Genomic DNA, 20,224 nt, shown 5'->3' on the forward strand with positions numbered 1-20,224 from the left:
AATTAAGTCCTCTCCGTCTTGCTCAACCACATTTCATCCATTGAGCCGCCCCGAATCTGCATCGGATAGACATGCTCGCTGCCATCAACCGTGACATCCACAAATACCAGCCGCCCTTTTGCCAGCGTATCCAGCGCCAGCTGCAGCTTCTCTTCCAGCTCGGCAGGATGCTGAATGGCAATACCGACGTGACCATACGCCTCAGCCAGACGGACAAAATCAGGCAGCGACTCCATATAGGATTGAGAATGGCGGCCGGAATAGATCATATCCTGCCACTGTTTCACCATACCGAGGACACGGTTATTCAGGTTAAGTACCAGCACGGGCAGATCGTATTGCAGCGCGGTCGACAGCTCCTGGATGTTCATCTGGATACTGCCATCCCCGGTAACACAAATCACCGTCTCTTCCGGCAGTGCCATCTTCACGCCCAGCGCAGCCGGCAGTCCAAAGCCCATGGTGCCAAGGCCACCGGAGTTGATCCAGCGACGCGGTTTGTCAAACGGGTAATAGAGGGCAGCAAACATCTGATGCTGTCCGACATCAGAAGTCACATAAGCCTCGCCGCCTGTCAGGCGGGCAACCGTCTCTATTACCGCCTGCGGTTTGATCTTATCGCTGCTGCGATCGAATTCCAGACACTTGCGGCTGCGCCAGGTTTCAATGTTCTGCCACCAGTCGCGCAGACTGTCGTGCTGCTGCTGTGTTTCACTCTGCGCCAGCAGCTCCAGCATCTGTACCAGCGTCTGTTTCGCATCGCCAACGATCGGGATATCTGCGCTGACCGTTTTGGAGATCGACGTCGGATCCACATCAATGTGCATGATGGTCGCATTCGGGCAATACTTTGCCAGATTGTTGGTGGTGCGATCGTCAAAGCGGACGCCGATGCCAAAGATCAAATCGGCGTTGTGCATGGTCATGTTGGCTTCATACGTGCCGTGCATGCCAAGCATGCCGACACACTGACGGTGCGTGCCGGGAAACGCGCCCAGTCCCATCAGTGAAGTGGTTACCGGAATATTAAGCTGCTCAGCCAGCTGGCGCAGTTCCGCTTCGCATCCCGACGTAATAGCACCGCCGCCGGCATAAATGACCGGCTTATGCGCACCCAAGAGCGTCTGCAGTGCGCGCTTGATCTGACCTTTATGGCCCTGCAGCGTCGGATTATACGAGCGCATGCTGACGCTTTCCGGCCAGGCATACGGCAGTTTATTCGCCGGATTCAGGATATCTTTAGGCAGATCGATGACTACCGGGCCGGGACGCCCGCTGGCCGCCAGCCAGAAGGCCTTCTTAAGCACCGTAGGGATCTCTTCTGTGCTTTTTACCAGGAAGCTGTGTTTGACCACCGGCCGGGAGATACCGACCATATCGCACTCCTGAAACGCATCATAGCCAATCAGCGATGAGGGCACCTGACCTGACAGGATCACCAGTGGAATCGAATCCATATAGGCGGTCGCGATACCGGTGATGGCGTTCGTCGCCCCCGGGCCAGACGTGACCAGCACGACGCCAACTTCGCCGGTTGCCCGTGCCAGACCATCTGCCATGTGCACTGCGCCCTGTTCGTGACGCACCAGTACATGGTCAATTCCACCGACCGTCTGCAGCGCATCATAGATATCAAGCACTGCTCCGCCCGGATAACCGAATACCTGCTTTACGCCCTGATCGATCAACGAACGGACGACCATTTCGGCTCCTGACAACATCTCCATTTTCTGCCTCCAGGCGTCAGAAACAGCCGCGACGGGCAGCGCTGTCCAGCGCACGGTGTCGCATCTGTTCCCTTATCGCCAATTAAGATCAAAATCTTATGTTTATGCTCAGAAGAAGGAATTCATTTCCGCCTTCCAGATATCGGGAATCTACCTGAATGAATTCTTTTAAGAGTAGGACGATTACCATAACCGCAGAGCCTGCGGGCTGCAAACCGCCAGGCCCTGCGACGCGCGTTCCCGGACAAGTAAGCCTCTGATGTGCCGGGTCAGGGTACGATGAATAAACTGATCGGCAGGCATAAATTCAGAGGAATATGCTGGTCTGAAGATTATTTTCAGCGAGTTGTAAGAAATATATTTTTGTTATCGTCCGCTGCGTCAGCCCACAATGTTTTTAACACGGATCTTTCCCGCGTGATTAACGTTAAAAATCACTGCCAGCATTATATTATTCTGCCTTGCAGGCTAAGGCTTATATTTTTAACTATAGATGAAATTAAAATAAAATAGCAAAATCAGGTAGTTAATCGAGATGAGCGCTTTATGATAGCGCGCATTATGTAGCGCTATAAGATGCAAGACGATATTTCTTCGCGATCCTCCATCCATGCCAATATTTACAGCAGATCGCGCTTTTAGCGTAAGTAAAATAGCCCCTGATGCAGGGTTGACATCACATCGCTAATCCAGTACCAATATGTACAGCACACATTTTATGGGGTCTGATTCATGTTTCGTTCTTTCCGCCTACTCGGTCTACTACTAAACGCATCCAGTTTGCGCGGTAGACTCGTGGGCGAAATCAACAACTGATTCCAACCCGCTGAAAGTTAAAAACCCGCGCCACTGCGCGGGTTTTTTTATGCTCGTTGCTCCGGCGAAGTTAATGCAAAAGGAAGATAACCATGAGCCAGCAAGTTATTATTTTCGATACCACTCTGCGCGACGGTGAGCAGGCATTACAGGCCAGCCTGAGTGTTAAAGAAAAATTGCAGATCGCCCTGGCGCTGGAAAGAATGGGCGTGGACGTAATGGAAGTGGGTTTCCCGGTCTCTTCTCCCGGTGATTTTGAATCGGTACAGACTATTGCGCGTACGATCAAAAACAGCCGCGTCTGCGGGCTGGCGCGCTGTGTCGAAAAAGATATCGATGCCGCTTACGAATCACTGCGCGTTGCCGACGCGTTCCGTATTCATACTTTTATTGCCACCTCACCGATGCATATCGCGACCAAGCTGCGCAGTACTCTGCCGGAAGTGATTGAGCGTGCGGTGCACATGGTAAAACGCGCACGCAATTATACCGATGACGTGGAGTTCTCCTGTGAAGATGGCGGGCGCACGCCGATTGACGATCTCTGCCGCATGGTTGAAGCCGCCATCAGCGCCGGTGCTACCACCATCAATATTCCCGATACCGTTGGCTATACCCTGCCCGGTGAGTACGCCAATATTATCGGACAGCTGGTTAACCGCGTGCCTAACATCGACAAAGCGATTCTGTCGGTGCACACCCATGATGATTTAGGCATGGCCACCGGCAACGCTATTGCTGCGGTACTGGCGGGCGCGCGTCAGGTTGAGGGTACGCTGAATGGTCTGGGCGAGCGCGCCGGTAACTGTGCGCTGGAAGAGGTGATCATGGCGATCAAAACCCGCCAGCAGATCATGAATGTTCACACCGCTATCAACCATCAGGAAATTTACCGCACCAGCCAGATTGTCAGCCAGATCTGCAACATGCCGATTCCGGCGAATAAAGCGGTGGTCGGCTCAAATGCGTTCGCGCACTCTTCCGGCATTCATCAGGATGGCGTGCTGAAAAACCGTGAAAACTACGAGATTCTGACGCCTGAATCGATCGGTCTGCACAAAATTCAGCTGAACCTTACCTCCCGTTCCGGACGCGCGGCGGTAAAACATCGTATGGAAGAGATGGGCTACAAAGAAGCGGACTACAACCTCGACGCGCTGTATGACGCCTTCCTGAAGCTGGCCGACAAGAAAGGTCAGGTATTTGATTACGATCTGGAAGCGCTGGCCTTTATCAATAAACAGCATGAAGAACCGGAGTTTTTCCAGCTCAACGAATTCAACGTCCAGACCGGCTCCAGTGTCACGGCCACCGCTTCAGTCCAGCTCGGCTGCGGTGAGGAGACCAAAGCGGATGCGGCCACCGGTAACGGCCCGGTTGACGCAGTCTATCAGGCAATCAACCGCATTACTGGCTTTGACGCTGAGCTGGTCAACTACAAGCTGACGGCGAAAGGTCACGGTGAAAATGCCCTGGGCCAGGTGGATATCGTGGTGAATTACAACGGACGCAAGTTCCACGGCGTAGGCCTGGCAACCGATATTGTTGAATCCTCTGCCAAAGCGATGATTAACGCACTCAACAATATCTGGCGGGCAAAACAGGTCGAAAAAGAACTGCAGCGTAAATTTAAAGAACAGAAGGAAACGGTGTAACTATGACTCATTCATATCATATTGCGGTCATGCCAGGCGACGGAATCGGCCCGGAAGTGATGGCGCAGGCGATGAAAGTGCTCGACGCGGTGCGTACCCGCTTCGGCATGCGTATCACCACCAGCGAATATGATGTTGGCGGTATCGCCATCGATCGTCACGGTGAACCTCTGCCGCCCGCGACCGTAGCCGGAGCTGAGCAGGCAGACGCCATTCTGTTTGGCTCTGTTGGCGGCCCGAAGTGGGAGCATCTGCCGCCGGCTGGCCAGCCTGAACGTGGCGCGCTGTTGCCGCTGCGCAAGCATTTCAGACTGTTCAGCAATCTGCGCCCGGCCGCGCTCTACAAAGGTCTTGAAGCATTCTGCCCGCTGCGCAGTGATATCGCGGCGCGCGGGTTTGATATTCTCTGCGTACGTGAGCTCACCGGCGGCATCTATTTTGGCCAGCCAAAAGGACGCGAAGGCAGTGGCGCGCACGAGCGGGCGTTTGATACCGAGGTTTACCATCGCTTTGAGATTGAGCGCATTGCACGTAATGCGTTTGAAGCCGCGCGTAAGCGTCGTTGTCATGTCACCTCAATCGACAAAGCTAACGTGCTGCAAAGTTCAGTGATGTGGCGTGAGATCGTGAATGAAGTGGCAAAAGCGTACCCTGACGTACAGCTGGCGCATATGTATATCGATAACGCCACCATGCAGCTGATCAAAGATCCGTCGCAGTTTGATGTCCTGCTCTGCTCAAACCTGTTTGGCGACATTCTTTCTGATGAGTGCGCCATGATTACCGGATCAATGGGCATGCTGCCGTCAGCCAGCCTGAACGAAGAAGGTTTTGGTCTGTTTGAACCTGCTGGCGGCTCTGCGCCGGATATCGCCGGACAAAATATCGCTAACCCGATTGCCCAAATCCTGTCGCTGTCGATGCTGCTGCGCTTTAGCCTGAACGCCGCCGACGCCGCTGATGCTGTTGAACAGGCGGTAAGCCAGGCGCTGGAGGCGGGCCACCGCACCCGCGATCTGGCGGGCGACGGTCCTGCAGTCAGTACGGATGAAATGGGTAGCCTCATCGCGGGCTTTATTGCCGGAGAAAAATAAAAATGAAAAGCTTATACCAGAAGTTATTTGACGCACATGTCGTTCACGAAGCACCCGATGAAACGCCACTGCTCTATATCGACCGTCACCTGATCCACGAAGTGACTTCACCGCAGGCGTTCGATGGCCTGCGCGCGCACGGACGTAAAGTGCGTCAGCCGGAAAAAACGTTTGCCACGATGGATCACAACGTTTCAACCCAGACCAAAGATATCAACGCATCGGGTGAAATGGCGCGTATTCAGATGCAGGAGCTGATGAAGAACTGCGACGAGTTCGGCATCCAGCTCTACGATCTGAACCATCCCTTCCAGGGCATTGTGCACGTCATCGGGCCGGAACAGGGCATGACCCTGCCGGGCATGACCATTGTCTGCGGTGATTCACATACTGCCACGCATGGCGCCTTTGGTTCACTGGCGTTTGGTATTGGCACCTCTGAAGTCGAGCATGTGTTTGCCACCCAGACGCTGAAGCAGGGTCGTGCCAAAACCATGAAAATCAATGTGTCGGGCGCCGCTGCGCCGGGCATTACCGCGAAAGATATCGTGCTGGCGATCATCGGTAAAACCGGCAGCGCCGGCGGCACCGGCTACGTGGTGGAGTTCTGCGGCCCGGCGATTGAAGCGCTGAGCATGGAAGGTCGTATGACGCTGTGCAACATGGCGATTGAGATGGGCGCAAAAGCGGGCCTGGTGGCACCGGATGACACCACGTTTGCCTACCTGAAAGATAAGCAGTTTGCGCCAAAAGGCAACGACTGGGAGCAGGCGGTAGCCTACTGGCGCACGCTGAAGTCCGATCCGGACGCCGTATTCGACAGCGTGGTGACGCTGAACGCTGCCGACATTGCTCCGCAGGTGACCTGGGGCACCAACCCGGGTCAGGTGATGGCGGTGGATCAGGCGATACCCGATCCGGCCTCGTTTGCCGATCCGGTTGAGCGCGCCTCTGCTGAAAAAGCGCTGGCTTACATGAACCTGCAGCCGGGCGTGAAGCTGACCGATGTGGCTATCGATAAAGTCTTTATCGGCTCCTGCACTAACTCACGCATTGAAGATCTGCGCGCCGCCGCGGCGATTGCTAAAGGGCGCAAAGTGGCACCCGGCGTGGTCGCGATGGTGGTGCCAGGTTCCGGCCCGGTTAAAGCGCAGGCGGAAGCGGAAGGTCTGGATAAAATCTTTCTTGAGGCGGGTTTTGAGTGGCGTCTGCCGGGCTGCTCTATGTGTCTCGCCATGAACAACGATCGCCTGAATCCGGGTGAGCGTTGCGCCTCGACCAGCAACCGCAACTTTGAAGGGCGTCAGGGGCGCGGCGGTCGTACGCACCTGGTCAGCCCGGCGATGGCTGCCGCCGCGGCGGTCTCCGGCCGTTTTGCCGATATTCGTGAACTGACTCAGGGAGCTTAAGCGATGGCGACTAAATTTACGCAGCACACCGGTATTGTCGCACCACTGGATGCGGCCAACGTGGATACCGATGCCATTATCCCGAAGCAGTTTCTGCAGAAGGTCACCCGCACCGGTTTTGGTGCCCACCTGTTTCACGACTGGCGTTTTGACGATGACGCCGGCACGCAGCCTACCGCCAGCTTTGTGCTTAACAAGCCTGAGTTTGCCGGTGCCAGCATTCTGCTGGCGCGCGAGAACTTTGGCTGCGGCTCCTCCCGTGAGCACGCCCCCTGGGCACTGACCGACTTCGGTTTCCATGTCGTGATTGCGCCGAGCTTTGCCGATATCTTTTATGGCAACAGCTTTAACAATCAGCTGCTGCCGGTACGGCTGAGCGAAGAGGAAGTGGAGGCGCTGTTCCAGCTGGTTAACGCCAGTCCGGGCATGCGCTTCACGGTGGATCTGGAAGCGCAGACGGTCACCGCGGGCGACAAAGTCTATACGTTTGAGATCGACAGCTTCCGCCGCCACTGCATGATTAACGGCCTGGACAGCATCGGCCTGACGCTGCAGCATGAAGAATCGATAGCGCGCTACGAGCAGCAGCAGCCCGCCTTCCTGCGTTAGTTATTCAACGCCGCAACCAACGTCAGGTTGCGGCACGCTTTACGCGCCGGCCTCCGTCGCCGGCTTCACATCGCGCACCCGCGCAACCAGCAGCAGCGCCAGCACGGACATACCCAGCGCCACCTGATAAACCGATTCATGCCCGAAACGCTCGCTCAGGATCCCCTGCAGCAGCCCGGCCACGATCAGTCCGGTGGAGATGGAGGTGGTGAACAGCGTCGTTGCCGCGCCCGCCCGCCCGGGCATCAGATCCTGAAACCAGAGCATGCCAATGCCGGCGATAATACCGATAAACGCGGCATTGAAGAGCTGCAGCAGCATCAGCGCGGCTTTTGACGTAAACAGCACCAGCCCAAGATAAAAGATAACCGCTGCCACACCCGCCAGCAGCATCAGCGCGCGCTTGCCGACGCGCTTCGCGTAAAAGCCTGCCAGCAGCATAATCGGGATCTCCAGCCCGGCGGCTGTTCCCATCAGCAGGCCCGCCAGCTTTTCCGGCAGCCCCAGCGTATTACTCATATAGAGCGGCATATCGATAAAGTACATGGTGTTGCACGCCCACATGATTACTGAGGCGATAAACAGCAGCATCACCTGCGCATCTTTCCACGGGCTGACCTGCAGCAGCAGCTGCTCCGGCGTCGCCACCACGCGCGGCACCGACGGCAGGCCGCGCCAGATCAGCAGCATACTCAGTAAAAACATTCCTGCCACTACGGCGAACAGCGTCACAAAGCCGAAATTAAGCGCCAGCGCAAAAGAGAGCGGCGGACCAATGACCCACGCCAGCGACAGCTGTGCCCGCATCACCGAACTGAACATCACCACTTCGCGCGCGGATGCGTCCGCGTACTCCCGCGCCAGTGCAAATATCTGCGGCATCGCGACGCTGGCCAGCGCAGAGAGCAGCACGCCCAGGCTTATCAGCGTGGCGTAGTGGCGGTTAAACGCAAACAGCAGCGCATTCAGAATGGCCATCAGGCAGCAAAAGAGGATCAGATGCCGCCGGTCGCCGCGCGTGTCAGAGCGCTTTGCTACCAGCATACTGATCACAATGCCGCCCAGCGCATTAATGGTGAAAAAGAGCCCGACCCAGAAGGGCCGCACCTGCACCTCGCGGGTCAGAAACAGGCTGAGGGTTGGTGCCTGCAGCGCACCCGCTACGCCTGCCATAAAGGTGACAGCCATAAAAGCGAGATAGACCGGATCGGGGCGGCGCTGCCGCGTTAACAGCGACTTCATGCAGTAATCCCTTTGAAAAAACAGAAAAGAGTAGCGAAAGAGCGTAGACGATTTCATACCCCCATGAAAAAAGCCAGCAGAGAAAATCTGCTGGCGGTGTAATTGCACCCTACTCAGAAAAACGTGCCGCACAGGCGACACCGCTGGTTGAGCGCCACCCGGACCGGGCGCCTCCCGCTCTTCCATTGGCTGTCAGTATGCCCCTATTATAGAGAAACAAACACTGAGCGAAATCGCCATGGAGTTCCCCTTTTATGTCCTCAGCTCGTCTGCAGCAGCACTTTATTCGGCTCTGGCAGCAGTGTGAAGGTCAGGATCAGGCGACGACGCTTGACGCCCTGGCCAGCAGCCTGCACTGCTCACGGCGCCATATGCGCAATTTGCTTCAGGCGATGCAGCATGAGGGCTGGCTGACCTGGCAGGCTGAGGCGGGACGCGGAAAGCGCTCGCAGCTGCGCTTCTGCTGTACCGGGCTGGCGCTGCAGCAGCAGCGGGCTGAGGCGCTGCTGGATCAGGACAGTATTGACCAGCTGGTTCAGCTGGTGGGTGACAAAGCGCAGGTGCGGCAGATGATTGCTGCCCACCTTGGGCGCAGCGTGCGTCAGGGCAAACATATCCTGCGCGTGCTCTACTACCGTCCGCTGCAAAACCTGCTGCCCGCCTCACCGCTGCGCCGCTCGGAAACGCACCTGGCCCGGCAGATCTTCAGCGGCCTGACGCGCATAAATGAGGAAAACGGGGAAATTGAACCGGATATTGCTCACCACTGGCAGCAGCTTTCCGCACGGCAGTGGCGCTTTTATCTGCGCCCGGCCATCCGCTTTCATCACGGGCGCGAGCTGGAGATGGCGGATATCCTTGATTCGCTGCAGCGCAGCGCTGCCCTGCCGCTGTTTGCACATATTGCGCAGCTGCACTCCCCGGCACCCTGGACGCTGGATATCTCTCTGACCCAGCCTGACAGCTGGCTGCCATGGCTGCTGGGCAGCGTCAGCGCCATGATCCTGCCGCGCGAATGGCCGGCAATGCCCGACTTTGCCCGTCAGCCTGCCGGCTGCGGCCCTTACAGCGTGCTGCGCAATCAGCAGACGCAGCTGAAAATTGCCGCATTTGATGACTACTTTGGTTACCGGGCGCTGATTGATGAGGTCTCAATCTGGGTACTGCCGGAAGTCAGTGACGAGCTGGTCTACGCTGGCGTAAAGCTGCAGGGCAGCGAGGCGGATGAGATCGCGGAGGAGAGCCGTCTGGAGGAGGGCTGCTACTTTCTGCTGTTTGACCAGCGATCCGCCTGGGGACGCCATGCGCCGTTCCGCCGCTGGGTCAGCGATCTGCTTAATCCCGTTACCCTGCTGCATCATGCCGATCCCGGCTATCAGCGCTACTGGTTTCCCGCCTGGGGTCTGCTGCCGCGCTGGCACCATCGCCGCGATCGGCGGGCAGCGGATAAACCGGACGGTCTGACCCGGCTGACATTAAGCTGGTACAGCGACCACGTTGAGCATGAAGGCATCGCCAGCGCGTTGCGTCCTCTGCTCGCGCAGCAGGGGGTGGAGCTGGTCACCCGGGTGGTGAGCTATGAAGCGTGGTTTGCCGGTGCCGGTGAAAGCGATATCTGGCTCGGCAGCGTTAACTTTACTCTGCCGCTGGAGTATGCGCTGTTTGCGCAGCTCTATGAGCTGCCGCTGATGCAGCACTGTATTCCGCTGGCGTGGCATGAGGATGCAGCGCGCTGGCGTGAGAAACGTCTGCCGCTGGCTGAATGGGCGCGCCAGCTGGTGGATCAGGACTGGCTGCATCCGCTGTTTCACCACTGGCTGCTGCTGGAAGGTCAGCGCAGCATGCGCGGCGTACGGCTGAACACGCTGGGCTGGTTCGATTTCAAATCTGCCTGGTTTGCGCCGCCGGCATTATGACGCTTTCACGCCGCCGCGGAAATGTCTACACTAAGCCGTTCTCAACGGGGTGCCTGCGTCGTCAGGCTGAGAGAAACCCGTCGAACCTGATCCGGTTAATACCGGCGTAGGGATTTGAGATGTGCCAGCCTCAGATCCTTTGCGACTCACCCCTATCCTCTCCTCAAGGAGCGCAAAGTGTTAAAGAACGTTCTGCTTGTCCTGCTACTGCTGTCTGCGCCGGTATTTGCTGCCAGACCCCTGCTCACTGTCTATACCTATGATTCATTCGCTGCTGAATGGGGGCCAGGCCCGGCGGTAAAAAAAGCGTTTGAAGCGGAGTGCGGCTGCGAGCTGCGCTACGTGGCGCTTGAGGATGGCGTCTCGCTGCTCAACCGTCTGCGCATGGAAGGAAAAAACAGCAAAGCCGACGTTGTGCTGGGACTCGATAACAATCTGCTGCAGGCGGCGGAAGAAACCGGCCTGTTTGCCAAAAGTCAGGTCGATACCGCGGCGCTGCAGCTGCCTGAGCGCTGGCAGAACGACACCTTTATCCCCTTCGATTACGGCTACTTCGCCTTCGTGTATGACAAAAACCGCCTGAAGAATCCGCCCGCGAGTCTGCAGGAGCTGGTTGAAAGCCCGCAGAAGTGGCGGGTTATTTATGAGGATCCCCGCACCAGCACGCCGGGCCTGGGTCTGCTGCTCTGGATGCAAAAAGTGTTTGGCGATCGCAGCGACGCGGCGTGGCAGAAACTGGCGGCCAAAACCGTTACCGTCACCAAAGGATGGAGCGAAGCGTACGGCCTGTTTCTCAAGGGCGAAGGCGATCTGGTACTGAGCTATACCACTTCACCCGCCTACCACATTATTGAAGAGAAGAAAGAGAATTACGCCGCTGCCACCTTCAGCGAGGGGCATTATCTGCAGGTGGAAGTCGCTGCGCAGCTGGCGGGCAGCAAACAGCCGGCGCTGGCGCAGCGTTTCATGCAGTTTATCGTCAGCCCCGCGTTCCAGCAGACGATCCCCACCGGCAACTGGATGTACCCGGTGATCAAAAGCGATTTACCGGCGGGCTATCAGGCGCTGAAGGTGCCACAAAAAGCGCTGCAGTTTTCACCGGCAGAAGTGGCTGACCAGCGCGCCGCGTGGATCAGCGCCTGGCAGCGGGCTGTCAGCCGCTAATGCCAGGCTGGCTGATCCCCGGCGCGCTGAGCGCGCTGCTGCTGTGTGCCGTGGCGCTGCTTGCCCTGGGGGCGCTGCTGACGGCGGCCCCGCTGCCGGATATGCGCGCTCTGCTCAGCGACAGCTATCTGCACCACGTGCTGGCGTTCTCTTTTGAGCAGGCGCTGCTCTCGGCACTCTGCTCGGTGCTGCCGGCTGTGCTGCTGGCGCGCGCGCTCTACCGCCGCCGCTTCCCGGGCCGTACGCTGCTGCTGCGGTTATGCGCGATGACGCTGGTGCTGCCGGTGCTGGTGGCGGTATTTGGCCTGCTGAGCGTCTACGGGCGTACCGGCTGGCTGGCGCAGCTCTGCATGCTGCTGGGCGTTCCCTATCACTTCTCTCCCTATGGCCTGCAGGGTATCCTGCTGGCGCACGTCTTTTTTAACCTGCCGCTGGCGACGCGCATGCTGCTGCAGGCGCTGGAGAGCATTCCGGCGGAACAGCGTCAGCTGGCGGCGCAGCTTGGGCTGCGCGGCTGGAACCTGTTCCGGCTGCTGGAGTGGCCCTGGCTGCGCCGGCAGATCCTGCCGACGGCGGCGCTGATCTTTATGCTCTGCTTTGCCAGCTTCGCCACGGTGCTGGCGCTGGGCGGCGGGCCGCAGGCGACCACGCTGGAGCTGGCGATCTACCAGGCGCTGAGTTTTGATTACGATCCCGGCCGCGCCGCGCTGCTGGCGCTGCTGCAGCTTAGCTGCTGTCTGCTGCTGGTGCTGCTCAGTCAGCGCTTCAGTAAAGCGATCCCGGCCGGCAGCCAGAAGCTGCAGGGCTGGCGCGATCCGCAGGATAGCTGGCGCGCGCGTATCAGCGACACGCTGCTGATTACGCTTGCGCTGCTGCTGCTGCTGCCCCCGCTGGCGGCGGTGGTCGCTGATGGCGTGCGCGGCGGTGTAGCCGGTGCGCTGCAGCAGCCGGCGCTCTGGCAGGCCACCCTGACCTCGCTGCGTATCGCGCTGGGCGCGGGCGCACTCTGTGTGATCCTGACGATGATGCTGCTGTGGAGCAGCCGCGAGCTGCGCCAGCGCCAGCATCGGGTGAGCGCACAGGCGCTGGAGCTGAGCGGCATGCTGATCCTGGCGATGCCGGGCATCGTGCTGGCCAGCGGCTTCTTCCTGCTGTTTACCGCCACCTCCGGACTGCCGGCGCGGGCCGACGGGCTGGTGATCTTTACCAATGCGCTGATCGCCATTCCCTACGCCATGAAAGTGCTGGAAAACCCGATGCGCGATATCGCCGCACGCTACGCGCCGCTCTGCGCCTCGCTCGGTCTCTCCGGCCTCAATCGCCTGAAGCTGATTGAGCTGCGGCTGCTGAAGCGTCCGCTGGCGCAGGCGCTCGCCTTTGCCTGTGTGCTCTCGATTGGCGACTTTGGCGTAGTGGCGCTGTTTGGCAACGCCGATTTCCGCACCCTGCCCTGGTATCTTTATCAGCAGATCGGCGCCTATCGCGGTGCCGACGGTGCGGCGACCGCCCTGCTGCTGCTGCTGCTCTGCCTGTTACTTTTTACTCTGATGGAAAAACTGCCGGGACGCCATGCTGACACTCACTGATCTTACTTACCTTTATCAGCATCTGCCGATGCGTTTCAGCTTCAGCGCCCGGGCGGGTGAACGGCTGGCGATACTTGGCCCGAGCGGCGCCGGTAAAAGCACGCTGCTGAGCCTGATCGGCGGCTTTCTGCCGGTCAGCCACGGCACGCTGCTGATCAACGGCTGCGATCACACCCGCAGCGTACCGGCGTCGCGTCCGGTATCGATGCTGTTTCAGGAGAACAACCTGTTTCCGCACCTATCGGTGCAGCAGAATATGGCTCTGGGGCTGCATCCGGGCCTGAAGCTGACGCGTGACCAGCAGCAGCAGTTACAGGAGATTGCCCATCAGACCGGACTGCACGATTTGCTGTCGCGTCTGCCTGGCGAGCTTTCCGGCGGCCAGCGGCAGCGGGTAGCGCTGGCTCGCTGCCTGCTGCGCAACCAGCCGGTACTGCTGCTGGATGAGCCTTTTTCCGCGCTCGACCCGGCGCTGCGCCGCGAAATGCTGCAGCTGGTGCGCACGGTGTGTGACGCACGCAATATCACGCTGCTGATGGTGTCGCACAGTCTGGAGGATGCGCAGCAGATTGCCGCACGCAGTCTGGTGATTGTGGATGGCCGGATCGAGTGGGATGGTGAGACGGCAGCGCTGCTTCGGGGTGAGAGCAGCGCCGCCGCGCGCCTGGGCATTACGCCAGCTTAAGCGAAGAAGACTTTCCAGAGCAGCTGCAGGAAAACAGGCATCATCGGATGAAACAGCAGCGCGATAAACGCGGCGCTGCCCGCTACGGCCATCAGCGGCGCCAGCCAGCGCAGGCGCGCTTTCGGCAGGTAACGTGTGGCCCAGTCGCGCGTTTTATCGCTGCGCCACCAGCGCCAGAGCAGCCAGCCGCCCAGCCAGAGCAGAATGGTGACCAGCAGCAGCAGCCATTTAAAGCTGTCACCCTGCGACTGCGGCACATCAATCGCCACACCGGCCAGGATCCCCGGCAGCAGATAGGCGGGCGGCCATAAAATACAGCCAATGATATTGGGCGGCAGAAACTTCCGCACCGGCAGCTCAAGCATCCCTGCCGCCAGCGGGATCAGCGGGCGTGTCGGACCGACAAAACGGCCCACCAGCACGGTAAACATGCTGTGCTGATGCAGCGCATGCTCGGTCTTATCCAGCAGGTTTTGATACTTTTTCAGATACTTCCAGCGGTGCAGCGGCCCCTGAAACTTCCAGCCAATGCCGTAGGAGATCCAGTCGCCCAGCAGGCAGCCAACCAGCCCCGCTGCCCACGCCGGATAGAGGCCAATCTGACCGCTGCCCACCAGCGCCCCCAGGCTGGCCATCAGCACCGTACCTGGCAGCAGCAGACCTACAAACGCCAGTGATTCAAGGAAGGTCACCAGAGCGACGGCGAACAGCGCGTACTCCAGCGATTGCGTAAACAGATGTTGAATCCAGGCTTCCATAGCTATCCTCTGCGGAATATGAAGGCTGGATTGTCCTGAGCCCGGGTCAGGGCGTCAAGCTTTTCCCGCTGCGCTGCAGAGAGTTGCCGACACTGTATAAACATCCATGATATACTGCACATAATTTCTTCTCCGGAGTCACCGTGACAGAACCGCGCGCAGGCTATCTGCTGACCCGCCACTGGCGGGATACCCCTTCAGGCAGCGAGATCACGCTGTGGCTGGCAACCGATGCCGGGCCGCAGCGGCTGGTGCTGCCCGCGCAGGAGTCAGTGGCGTTTATTCCCGAAGCGTTTCGTCGTCAGACCGAAGCGCTGATCCGCGATGAAACTTATGCCCGTCTGCAGTCGCTGACGCTGAAAGATTTTCAGCGCCGTCCGGTGTTTGGCCTCTATTGCCGCAGCCATCGTCAGCTGCAGCAGCTGGAGAAACGCCTGCGGGAGAACGGCATCAGCGTTTATGAAGCCGATATCCGGCCGCCCGAGCGCTATCTGATGGAGCGCTTTATTACCGCTCCGGTCTGGTTCAGCGGCGAGCCGCGCGGTGATACCCTGATCAACGCCCGCCTGAAGCCGCATCCTGACTACCGTCCGCCCCTCCGCTGGGTGTCGCTGGATATTGAAACCACCGAACGTGGCGAGCTTTACTGTATCGGGCTGGAGGGATGCGGTCAGCGTCAGGTGTATATGCTGGGTCCGCCCAACGGCGACGCCAGCGCGCTCAGCTTTGAACTGATCTACGTTGAGAGCCGCCAGCAGCTGCTGGAGCAGCTTAACGCCTGGTTCGTGCGGCACGACCCCGATGTGGTTATTGGCTGGAACGTGGTGCAGTTCGACCTGCGCGTGCTGCAAAAGCATGCCGATCGCTACGGCATTCCGCTGCGTCTCGGCCGTCAGCAGCAGCCGCTGGAGTGGCGTGAGCACGGCTTTAAACCTGGCATATTTACCGCCCAGCTCGCCGGTCGCGTCGTGATCGACGGCATTGAAGCGCTGAAATCTGCCTACTGGGATTTTCCCTCTTTCAGCCTGGAATCTGTTGCGCGTGAACTGCTGGGGGAAGGTAAAGCGATCAATAATCCCTGGCAGCGCATGGAGGAGATCAACTGGCGCTTTGCTCATGATAAACCCGCGCTCGCCACCTATAACCTGAAAGATTGCGAGCTGGTTACGCGTATTTTTCACCATACCGCCATCATGCCCTTTTTACTGGAGCGTGCCAGCGTTAACGGTCTGGCACTGGATCGCCACGGCGGTTCGGTTGCGGCGTTCAGTCATCTCTATATTCCGCGCATGCATCGCGCGGGATACGTGGCACCCAACCAGGGCGACGTGGCACCAGAAGCGAGTCCGGGCGGCTACGTAATGGACTCCCGCCCCGGCCTCTACGACTCGGTGCTGGTACTGGATTACAAGAGTCTCTATCCGTCGATCATCCGGACTTTCCTGATCGACCCCGTCGGGCTGGTTGAGGGCCTGGCGCACCCGTCTGACGCTGATTCTGTTCCCGGCTTTCGCGAAGCACGTTTCTCGCGTCATATCCACTGTCTGCCTGAGATTGTGGCGCAGATCTGGCAGGGGCGTGAAGCTGCAAAGCGAGACGGCAATGCGCCGCTCTCACAGGCGCTGAAAATCATCATGAACGCCTTTTATGGCGTACTGGGCACCAGCGCCTGTCGCTTTTTTGATTCACGCCTCGCCTCCTCAATCACGCTGCGCGGTCACGCCATCATGCAGCAGACGCGGGCGCTGATTGAGGCCGAAGGGTTTACGGTGATTTACGGTGACACCGACTCCACGTTTGTCTGGCTGCAGGGCAAATATAGCGAGGAGCAGGCGGCGGCCACCGGCGAGCGGCTGGTCACGCTGATCAACCGCTGGTGGCAGCAGCATCTGCAGCAGACGCTCGGCCTGAAGAGCGCGCTGGAACTGGAATATGAGACGCACTTCAGCCGTTTTCTGATGCCCACCATTCGCAACGCCGAACAGGGCAGTAAAAAGCGCTATGCCGGGCTGACCGGCAGCGGCGCGCAGCAGCGTCTGGTGTTTAAAGGGCTGGAGTCCGTGCGTACTGACTGGACGCCGCTGGCGCAGCAGTTTCAGCAGCAGCTCTATGGCCGCATTTTCCGCGGGGAGCCCTGGCAGGCCTATATCCGTGAAACGGTCGCACAGCTGATGGCCGGCCAGCTTGACGATCTGCTGGTCTACAAAAAACGCCTGCGGCGGCCGCTGCATGAGTATGAGCGCAATGTGCCGCCGCACGTGCGCGCGGCGCGTCTCGCAGATGAATATAACCGCAGACTGCAGCGTCCGCTGCAGTACCAGAAAGGCGGTTCCATTCGCTATGTGATGGCGACCGCCGGGCCGGAGCCGCTGGAGGTGCGTACCACGCCACTCGACTACGATCACTACGTCAGCAAACAGCTGCAGCCGATAGCGGATGGCATTCTGCCCTTCGTCGGCGACGACTTTGCTACACTGATCACCGGGCAGCTGGGGCTTTTTTGACAGGTGACGAATGCCCTGCCATCCAGTACCATAGCGCCCTTCCTGTATTTCAGTATGAACAATCTGACCAGACATCTGTCTGGCGCTTTGTTATTGCCTGAGAGCGGGCGAACGTCTTCAAGTCATTCAGAGAATCGAGCAAAAAATATATGGTATTTACACTGGGTCAACGCTGGATAAGTGATACGGAAAGTGAACTGGGACTGGGCACGGTCGTGGCGCTGGATACGCGCATGGTCACGCTGATGTTTCCCGCAACCGGCGAAAACCGCCTCTATGCCCGTCATGATTCTCCGGTCACCCGCGTGATTTTCAATCCGGGTGATACCGTCACCAGCCATGAAGGCTGGCAGATGCTGGTTGATGAAGTGCGGCACGAAAATGAGCTGGTGACGTATATCGGTACGCGCTCTGACACCGAAGAGAGCAATGTGGTGCTGCGTGAAGTGATGCTGGACAGCAAGCTGGTCTTCAGCAAGCCGCAGGATCGCCTGTTTGCCGGTCAGCTCGATCGCATGGATCGCTTTGCCCTGCGCTTCCGCGCGCGCAAATATCAGAGCGAGCAGTATCGTCTTGCCGTCAGTGGCCTGCGCGGCATGCGCACCAACCTTATTCCGCACCAGCTGCATATCGCGCACGACGTGGGTCGCCGTCACGCGCCGCGCGTGCTGCTGGCAGACGAAGTCGGCCTGGGTAAAACCATTGAAGCGGGCATGATCATCCAGCAGCAGCTGCTGGCAGGGCGCGCCGATCGCGTGCTGATCGTGGTGCCGGAAACGCTGCAGCATCAGTGGCTGGTGGAGATGCTGCGTCGCTTTAACCTGCGCTTTGCGCTGTTTGATGACGATCGTTATACCGAAGCGCAGCACGACAGCGACAATCCGTTTGAAACGGAACAGCTGATTATCTGCTCGCTCGACTTTGTGCGCCGCAATAAACAGCGTCTGGCACTGCTGGCAGAGGCGGAGTGGGATCTGCTGGTCGTGGATGAAGCGCACCACCTGGCGTGGAGTGAAGCGGCCCCGAGCCGCGAGTATCAGGTGATTGAACAGCTGGCGGAAAACACGCCGGGCGTACTGCTGCTTACCGCCACGCCGGAACAGCTGGGGCTGGAGAGTCACTTTGCCCGTCTGCGCCTGCTCGATCCTGACCGCTTTCATGATTTCAGCCAGTTTGTCGCCGAACAGCAGCACTATCGCCCGGTGGCCGACGCCGTCAGCTCCCTGCTGGCCGATCAGCCGATCAGCAAAGAAGAGATGAACCTGATCAATGAGCTGATTGGCGAACAGGATATTGAACCGCTGCTGCAGGTTGCTAACAGCGATCGCGATGGCAAAGAGGATGCGCGTAAAGAGCTGGTGTCGATGCTGATGGATCGCCACGGCACCAGCCGCGTCCTGTTCCGTAACACCCGTAACGGCGTGAAGGGCTTTCCCAAGCGCGAGCTGCAGCAGATCCGGCTGCCGCTGCCGGCACAGTATCAGACAGCAATCAAAGTCTCCGGCATTATGGCGGCCCGCAAGTCGCCGGAAGAGCGCGCCCGGGACATGCTTTACCCGGAGCAGATCTATCAGGAATTTGAAGGCGACAGCGGCACGTGGTGGAACTTTGATCCACGCGTTGAGTGGCTGATGGGCTATCTCACCAGCAACCGCAAAGAGAAAGTGCTGGTGATTTGTGCCAAAGCGGCCACTGCGCTGCAGCTGGAACAGGTGCTGCGCGAGCGTGAAGGTATTCGCGCGGCGGTATTCCATGAGGGGCTCTCGATTATCGAACGCGATCGCGCGGCCGCGTTCTTCGCCTCACAGGAAGAGGGAGCGCAGGTCCTGATCTGTTCGGAAATCGGATCTGAAGGCCGTAACTTCCAGTTTGCCAGCCGGCTGGTGATGTTCGATCTGCCGTTCAATCCCGATCTGCTGGAGCAGCGTATCGGGCGTCTCGATCGAATTGGTCAGCTGCACGATATCCAGATCATGGTGCCGTGGCTGGAGAAAACTGCACAGGCGGTTCTGCTGCGCTGGTATCACGAAGGACTGGATGCCTTTGAGCACACCTGCCCTACCGGACGCGCTATTTATGACGCTGAATATAACCCGCTGATTGAGTTCCTGGCGGCACCGGAAAACCCGCAGGGTCTGGATGAGTTCATCCTGAAAAGCCGTAAGCAGCACGACACCCTGAAAGCGCAGCTGGAGCAGGGCCGCGACCGTCTGCTGGAGCTGAACTCCAACGGCGGCGAAGCGGCGCTGGCGCTGGCGGATACCATTGCCGCTCAGGATAATGATACTGAGCTGGTAAACTTTGCGCTCAACCTGTTTGATATCGTCGGTATCAACCAGGAAGATCGCAGCGACAACCTGATCGTTCTGACCCCTTCCGATCACATGCTGGTACCTGATTTTCCTGGCCTGCCGGAAGATGGCTGTACGATTACGTTTAACCGTAATCAGGCCCTGTCACGCGAAGATACGCAGTTCATTACCTGGGAACATCCGCTGATCCGCAACGGACTGGATCTGATCCTCTCCGGCGATACCGGCAGCTGCGCCCTGTCGCTGCTGAAAAACAAGGCGCTTCCGGTCGGAACGCTGCTGGTTGAGATGATCTATGTGGTCGAGGCGCAGGCACCAAAACAGCTGCAGCTTACCCGCTTTCTGCCGCCGACGCCGGTGCGCATGCTGATGGACCGCGCGGGTAATAATCTGGCAGGTAAAGTGGAGTTTGAAAGCTTCAACCGCCAGCTTAACGCCGTTAATCGCCACACCGGCAGTAAACTGGTCAACGCCGTCCAGCAGGATGTGCACGCCATTCTGACGCAGGCAGAGCAGGCTGTGGTGCCGGAAGCGCAGGCGCTGATTGCCGCGGCGAAAGCGGAAGCGGATGAAAAGCTGAGCGCTGAGCTGTCGCGTCTTGAAGCACTGCGCGCCGTCAATCCCAACATCCGTGACGATGAGGTTGAGGCGCTGGAGAGCAATCGTGCGCAGGTGCTGGCAAGCCTGAGCGATGCGGGCTGGCGACTGGATGCGCTGCGTCTGATCGTTGTAACGCACCAGTAAGCG

14 protein-coding genes and 1 riboswitch are annotated in these 20,224 nt (G+C 58.8%); of the genes, 11 read left to right on the top strand and 3 right to left on the bottom strand.

Annotation, left to right across the window (positions count from 1 at the left end):
• Positions 1-2: 2 nt before the first annotated feature.
• Entirely contained in the window at positions 3-1,727 is a 1,725-nt protein-coding gene (ilvI, locus tag SB719_RS11505; RefSeq protein ID WP_065650146.1) for an acetolactate synthase 3 large subunit, read from the bottom strand.
• Positions 1,728-2,459: 732 nt separating this feature from the next.
• On the opposite strand from ilvI, the gene leuL reads away from it, so the two are divergent.
• The 5 genes from leuL (at position 2,460) to leuD (ending at position 7,310) form a co-directional block, all read left to right on the top strand.
• Complete coding sequence (gene leuL / locus SB719_RS11510; RefSeq protein WP_108569992.1) at positions 2,460-2,543, top strand: leu operon leader peptide; 84 nt, start codon at positions 2,460-2,462, stop codon at positions 2,541-2,543.
• A 92-nt stretch (positions 2,544-2,635) separates the two neighbouring features.
• Positions 2,636-4,198, top strand: coding sequence for a 2-isopropylmalate synthase (gene leuA, locus SB719_RS11515; protein ID WP_065650147.1), 1,563 nt, complete (start codon positions 2,636-2,638; stop codon positions 4,196-4,198).
• Between the two features lie 2 nt (positions 4,199-4,200).
• Positions 4,201-5,292, top strand: coding sequence for a 3-isopropylmalate dehydrogenase (gene leuB / locus SB719_RS11520; RefSeq protein ID WP_065650148.1), 1,092 nt, complete (start codon positions 4,201-4,203; stop codon positions 5,290-5,292).
• A 2-nt stretch (positions 5,293-5,294) separates the two neighbouring features.
• Entirely contained in the window at positions 5,295-6,701 is a 1,407-nt protein-coding gene (gene leuC, locus SB719_RS11525) for a 3-isopropylmalate dehydratase large subunit (protein WP_065650149.1), read from the top strand.
• A gap of 3 nt (positions 6,702-6,704) precedes the next feature.
• Positions 6,705-7,310 (top strand): 3-isopropylmalate dehydratase small subunit, encoded by a 606-nt coding sequence (gene leuD / locus SB719_RS11530; protein ID WP_065650150.1) that lies wholly within the window; start codon positions 6,705-6,707, stop codon positions 7,308-7,310.
• A 39-nt stretch (positions 7,311-7,349) separates the two neighbouring features.
• On the opposite strand, the gene SB719_RS11535 is transcribed toward leuD, so the two are convergent.
• Positions 7,350-8,552, bottom strand: a complete 1,203-nt coding sequence (locus tag SB719_RS11535; RefSeq protein ID WP_304233476.1) for an MFS transporter — start codon at positions 8,550-8,552, stop codon at positions 7,350-7,352.
• A gap of 254 nt (positions 8,553-8,806) precedes the next feature.
• Between SB719_RS11535 and sgrR the strand changes: the two genes are divergently transcribed.
• The 4 genes from sgrR (at position 8,807) to thiQ (ending at position 13,903) form a co-directional block, all read left to right on the top strand.
• On the top strand, positions 8,807-10,468 hold the full coding sequence (gene sgrR, locus SB719_RS11540; protein ID WP_065650152.1) for an HTH-type transcriptional regulator SgrR: 1,662 nt from the start codon (positions 8,807-8,809) through the stop codon (positions 10,466-10,468).
• A gap of 35 nt (positions 10,469-10,503) precedes the next feature.
• Positions 10,504-10,599, top strand: a riboswitch (TPP riboswitch).
• Positions 10,600-10,645: 46 nt separating this feature from the next.
• Positions 10,646-11,632, top strand: coding sequence for a thiamine ABC transporter substrate binding subunit (thiB, locus tag SB719_RS11545; RefSeq protein ID WP_304233472.1), 987 nt, complete (start codon positions 10,646-10,648; stop codon positions 11,630-11,632).
• Positions 11,608-13,218 carry a thiamine/thiamine pyrophosphate ABC transporter permease ThiP gene (gene thiP / locus SB719_RS11550; protein WP_304233493.1) on the top strand — a complete coding sequence of 537 codons (1,611 nt, stop codon included), beginning with the start codon at positions 11,608-11,610 and terminating at the stop codon, positions 13,216-13,218. Before thiB ends, thiP begins: the two co-directional genes overlap by 25 nt.
• Positions 13,202-13,903, top strand: coding sequence for a thiamine ABC transporter ATP-binding protein ThiQ (gene thiQ, locus SB719_RS11555; RefSeq protein WP_065650154.1), 702 nt, complete (start codon positions 13,202-13,204; stop codon positions 13,901-13,903). Before thiP ends, thiQ begins: the two co-directional genes overlap by 17 nt.
• Here the strand turns inward: thiQ and SB719_RS11560 are convergent.
• A complete protein-coding gene (locus tag SB719_RS11560; protein WP_412159246.1) occupies positions 13,900-14,661 on the bottom strand; it encodes a DedA family protein in 762 nt (253 codons plus the stop codon). The two genes, thiQ and SB719_RS11560, sit on opposite strands and share 4 nt — an antisense overlap.
• 143 nt (positions 14,662-14,804) lie before the next feature.
• On the opposite strand from SB719_RS11560, the gene polB reads away from it, so the two are divergent.
• Both polB and rapA read left to right on the top strand, forming a co-directional pair.
• Positions 14,805-17,165: a DNA polymerase II gene (gene polB, locus SB719_RS11565; RefSeq protein ID WP_412159247.1), complete on the top strand. Its 2,361-nt coding sequence runs from the start codon at positions 14,805-14,807 to the stop codon at positions 17,163-17,165.
• A gap of 149 nt (positions 17,166-17,314) precedes the next feature.
• Positions 17,315-20,221 (top strand): RNA polymerase-associated protein RapA, encoded by a 2,907-nt coding sequence (gene rapA / locus SB719_RS11570; protein ID WP_292975441.1) that lies wholly within the window; start codon positions 17,315-17,317, stop codon positions 20,219-20,221.
• Positions 20,222-20,224 lie beyond the last annotated feature (3 nt).

This window comes from Pantoea sp. SIMBA_079 (genome assembly GCF_046940275.1).
Lineage (GTDB): Bacteria > Pseudomonadota > Gammaproteobacteria > Enterobacterales > Enterobacteriaceae > Pantoea > Pantoea borealis.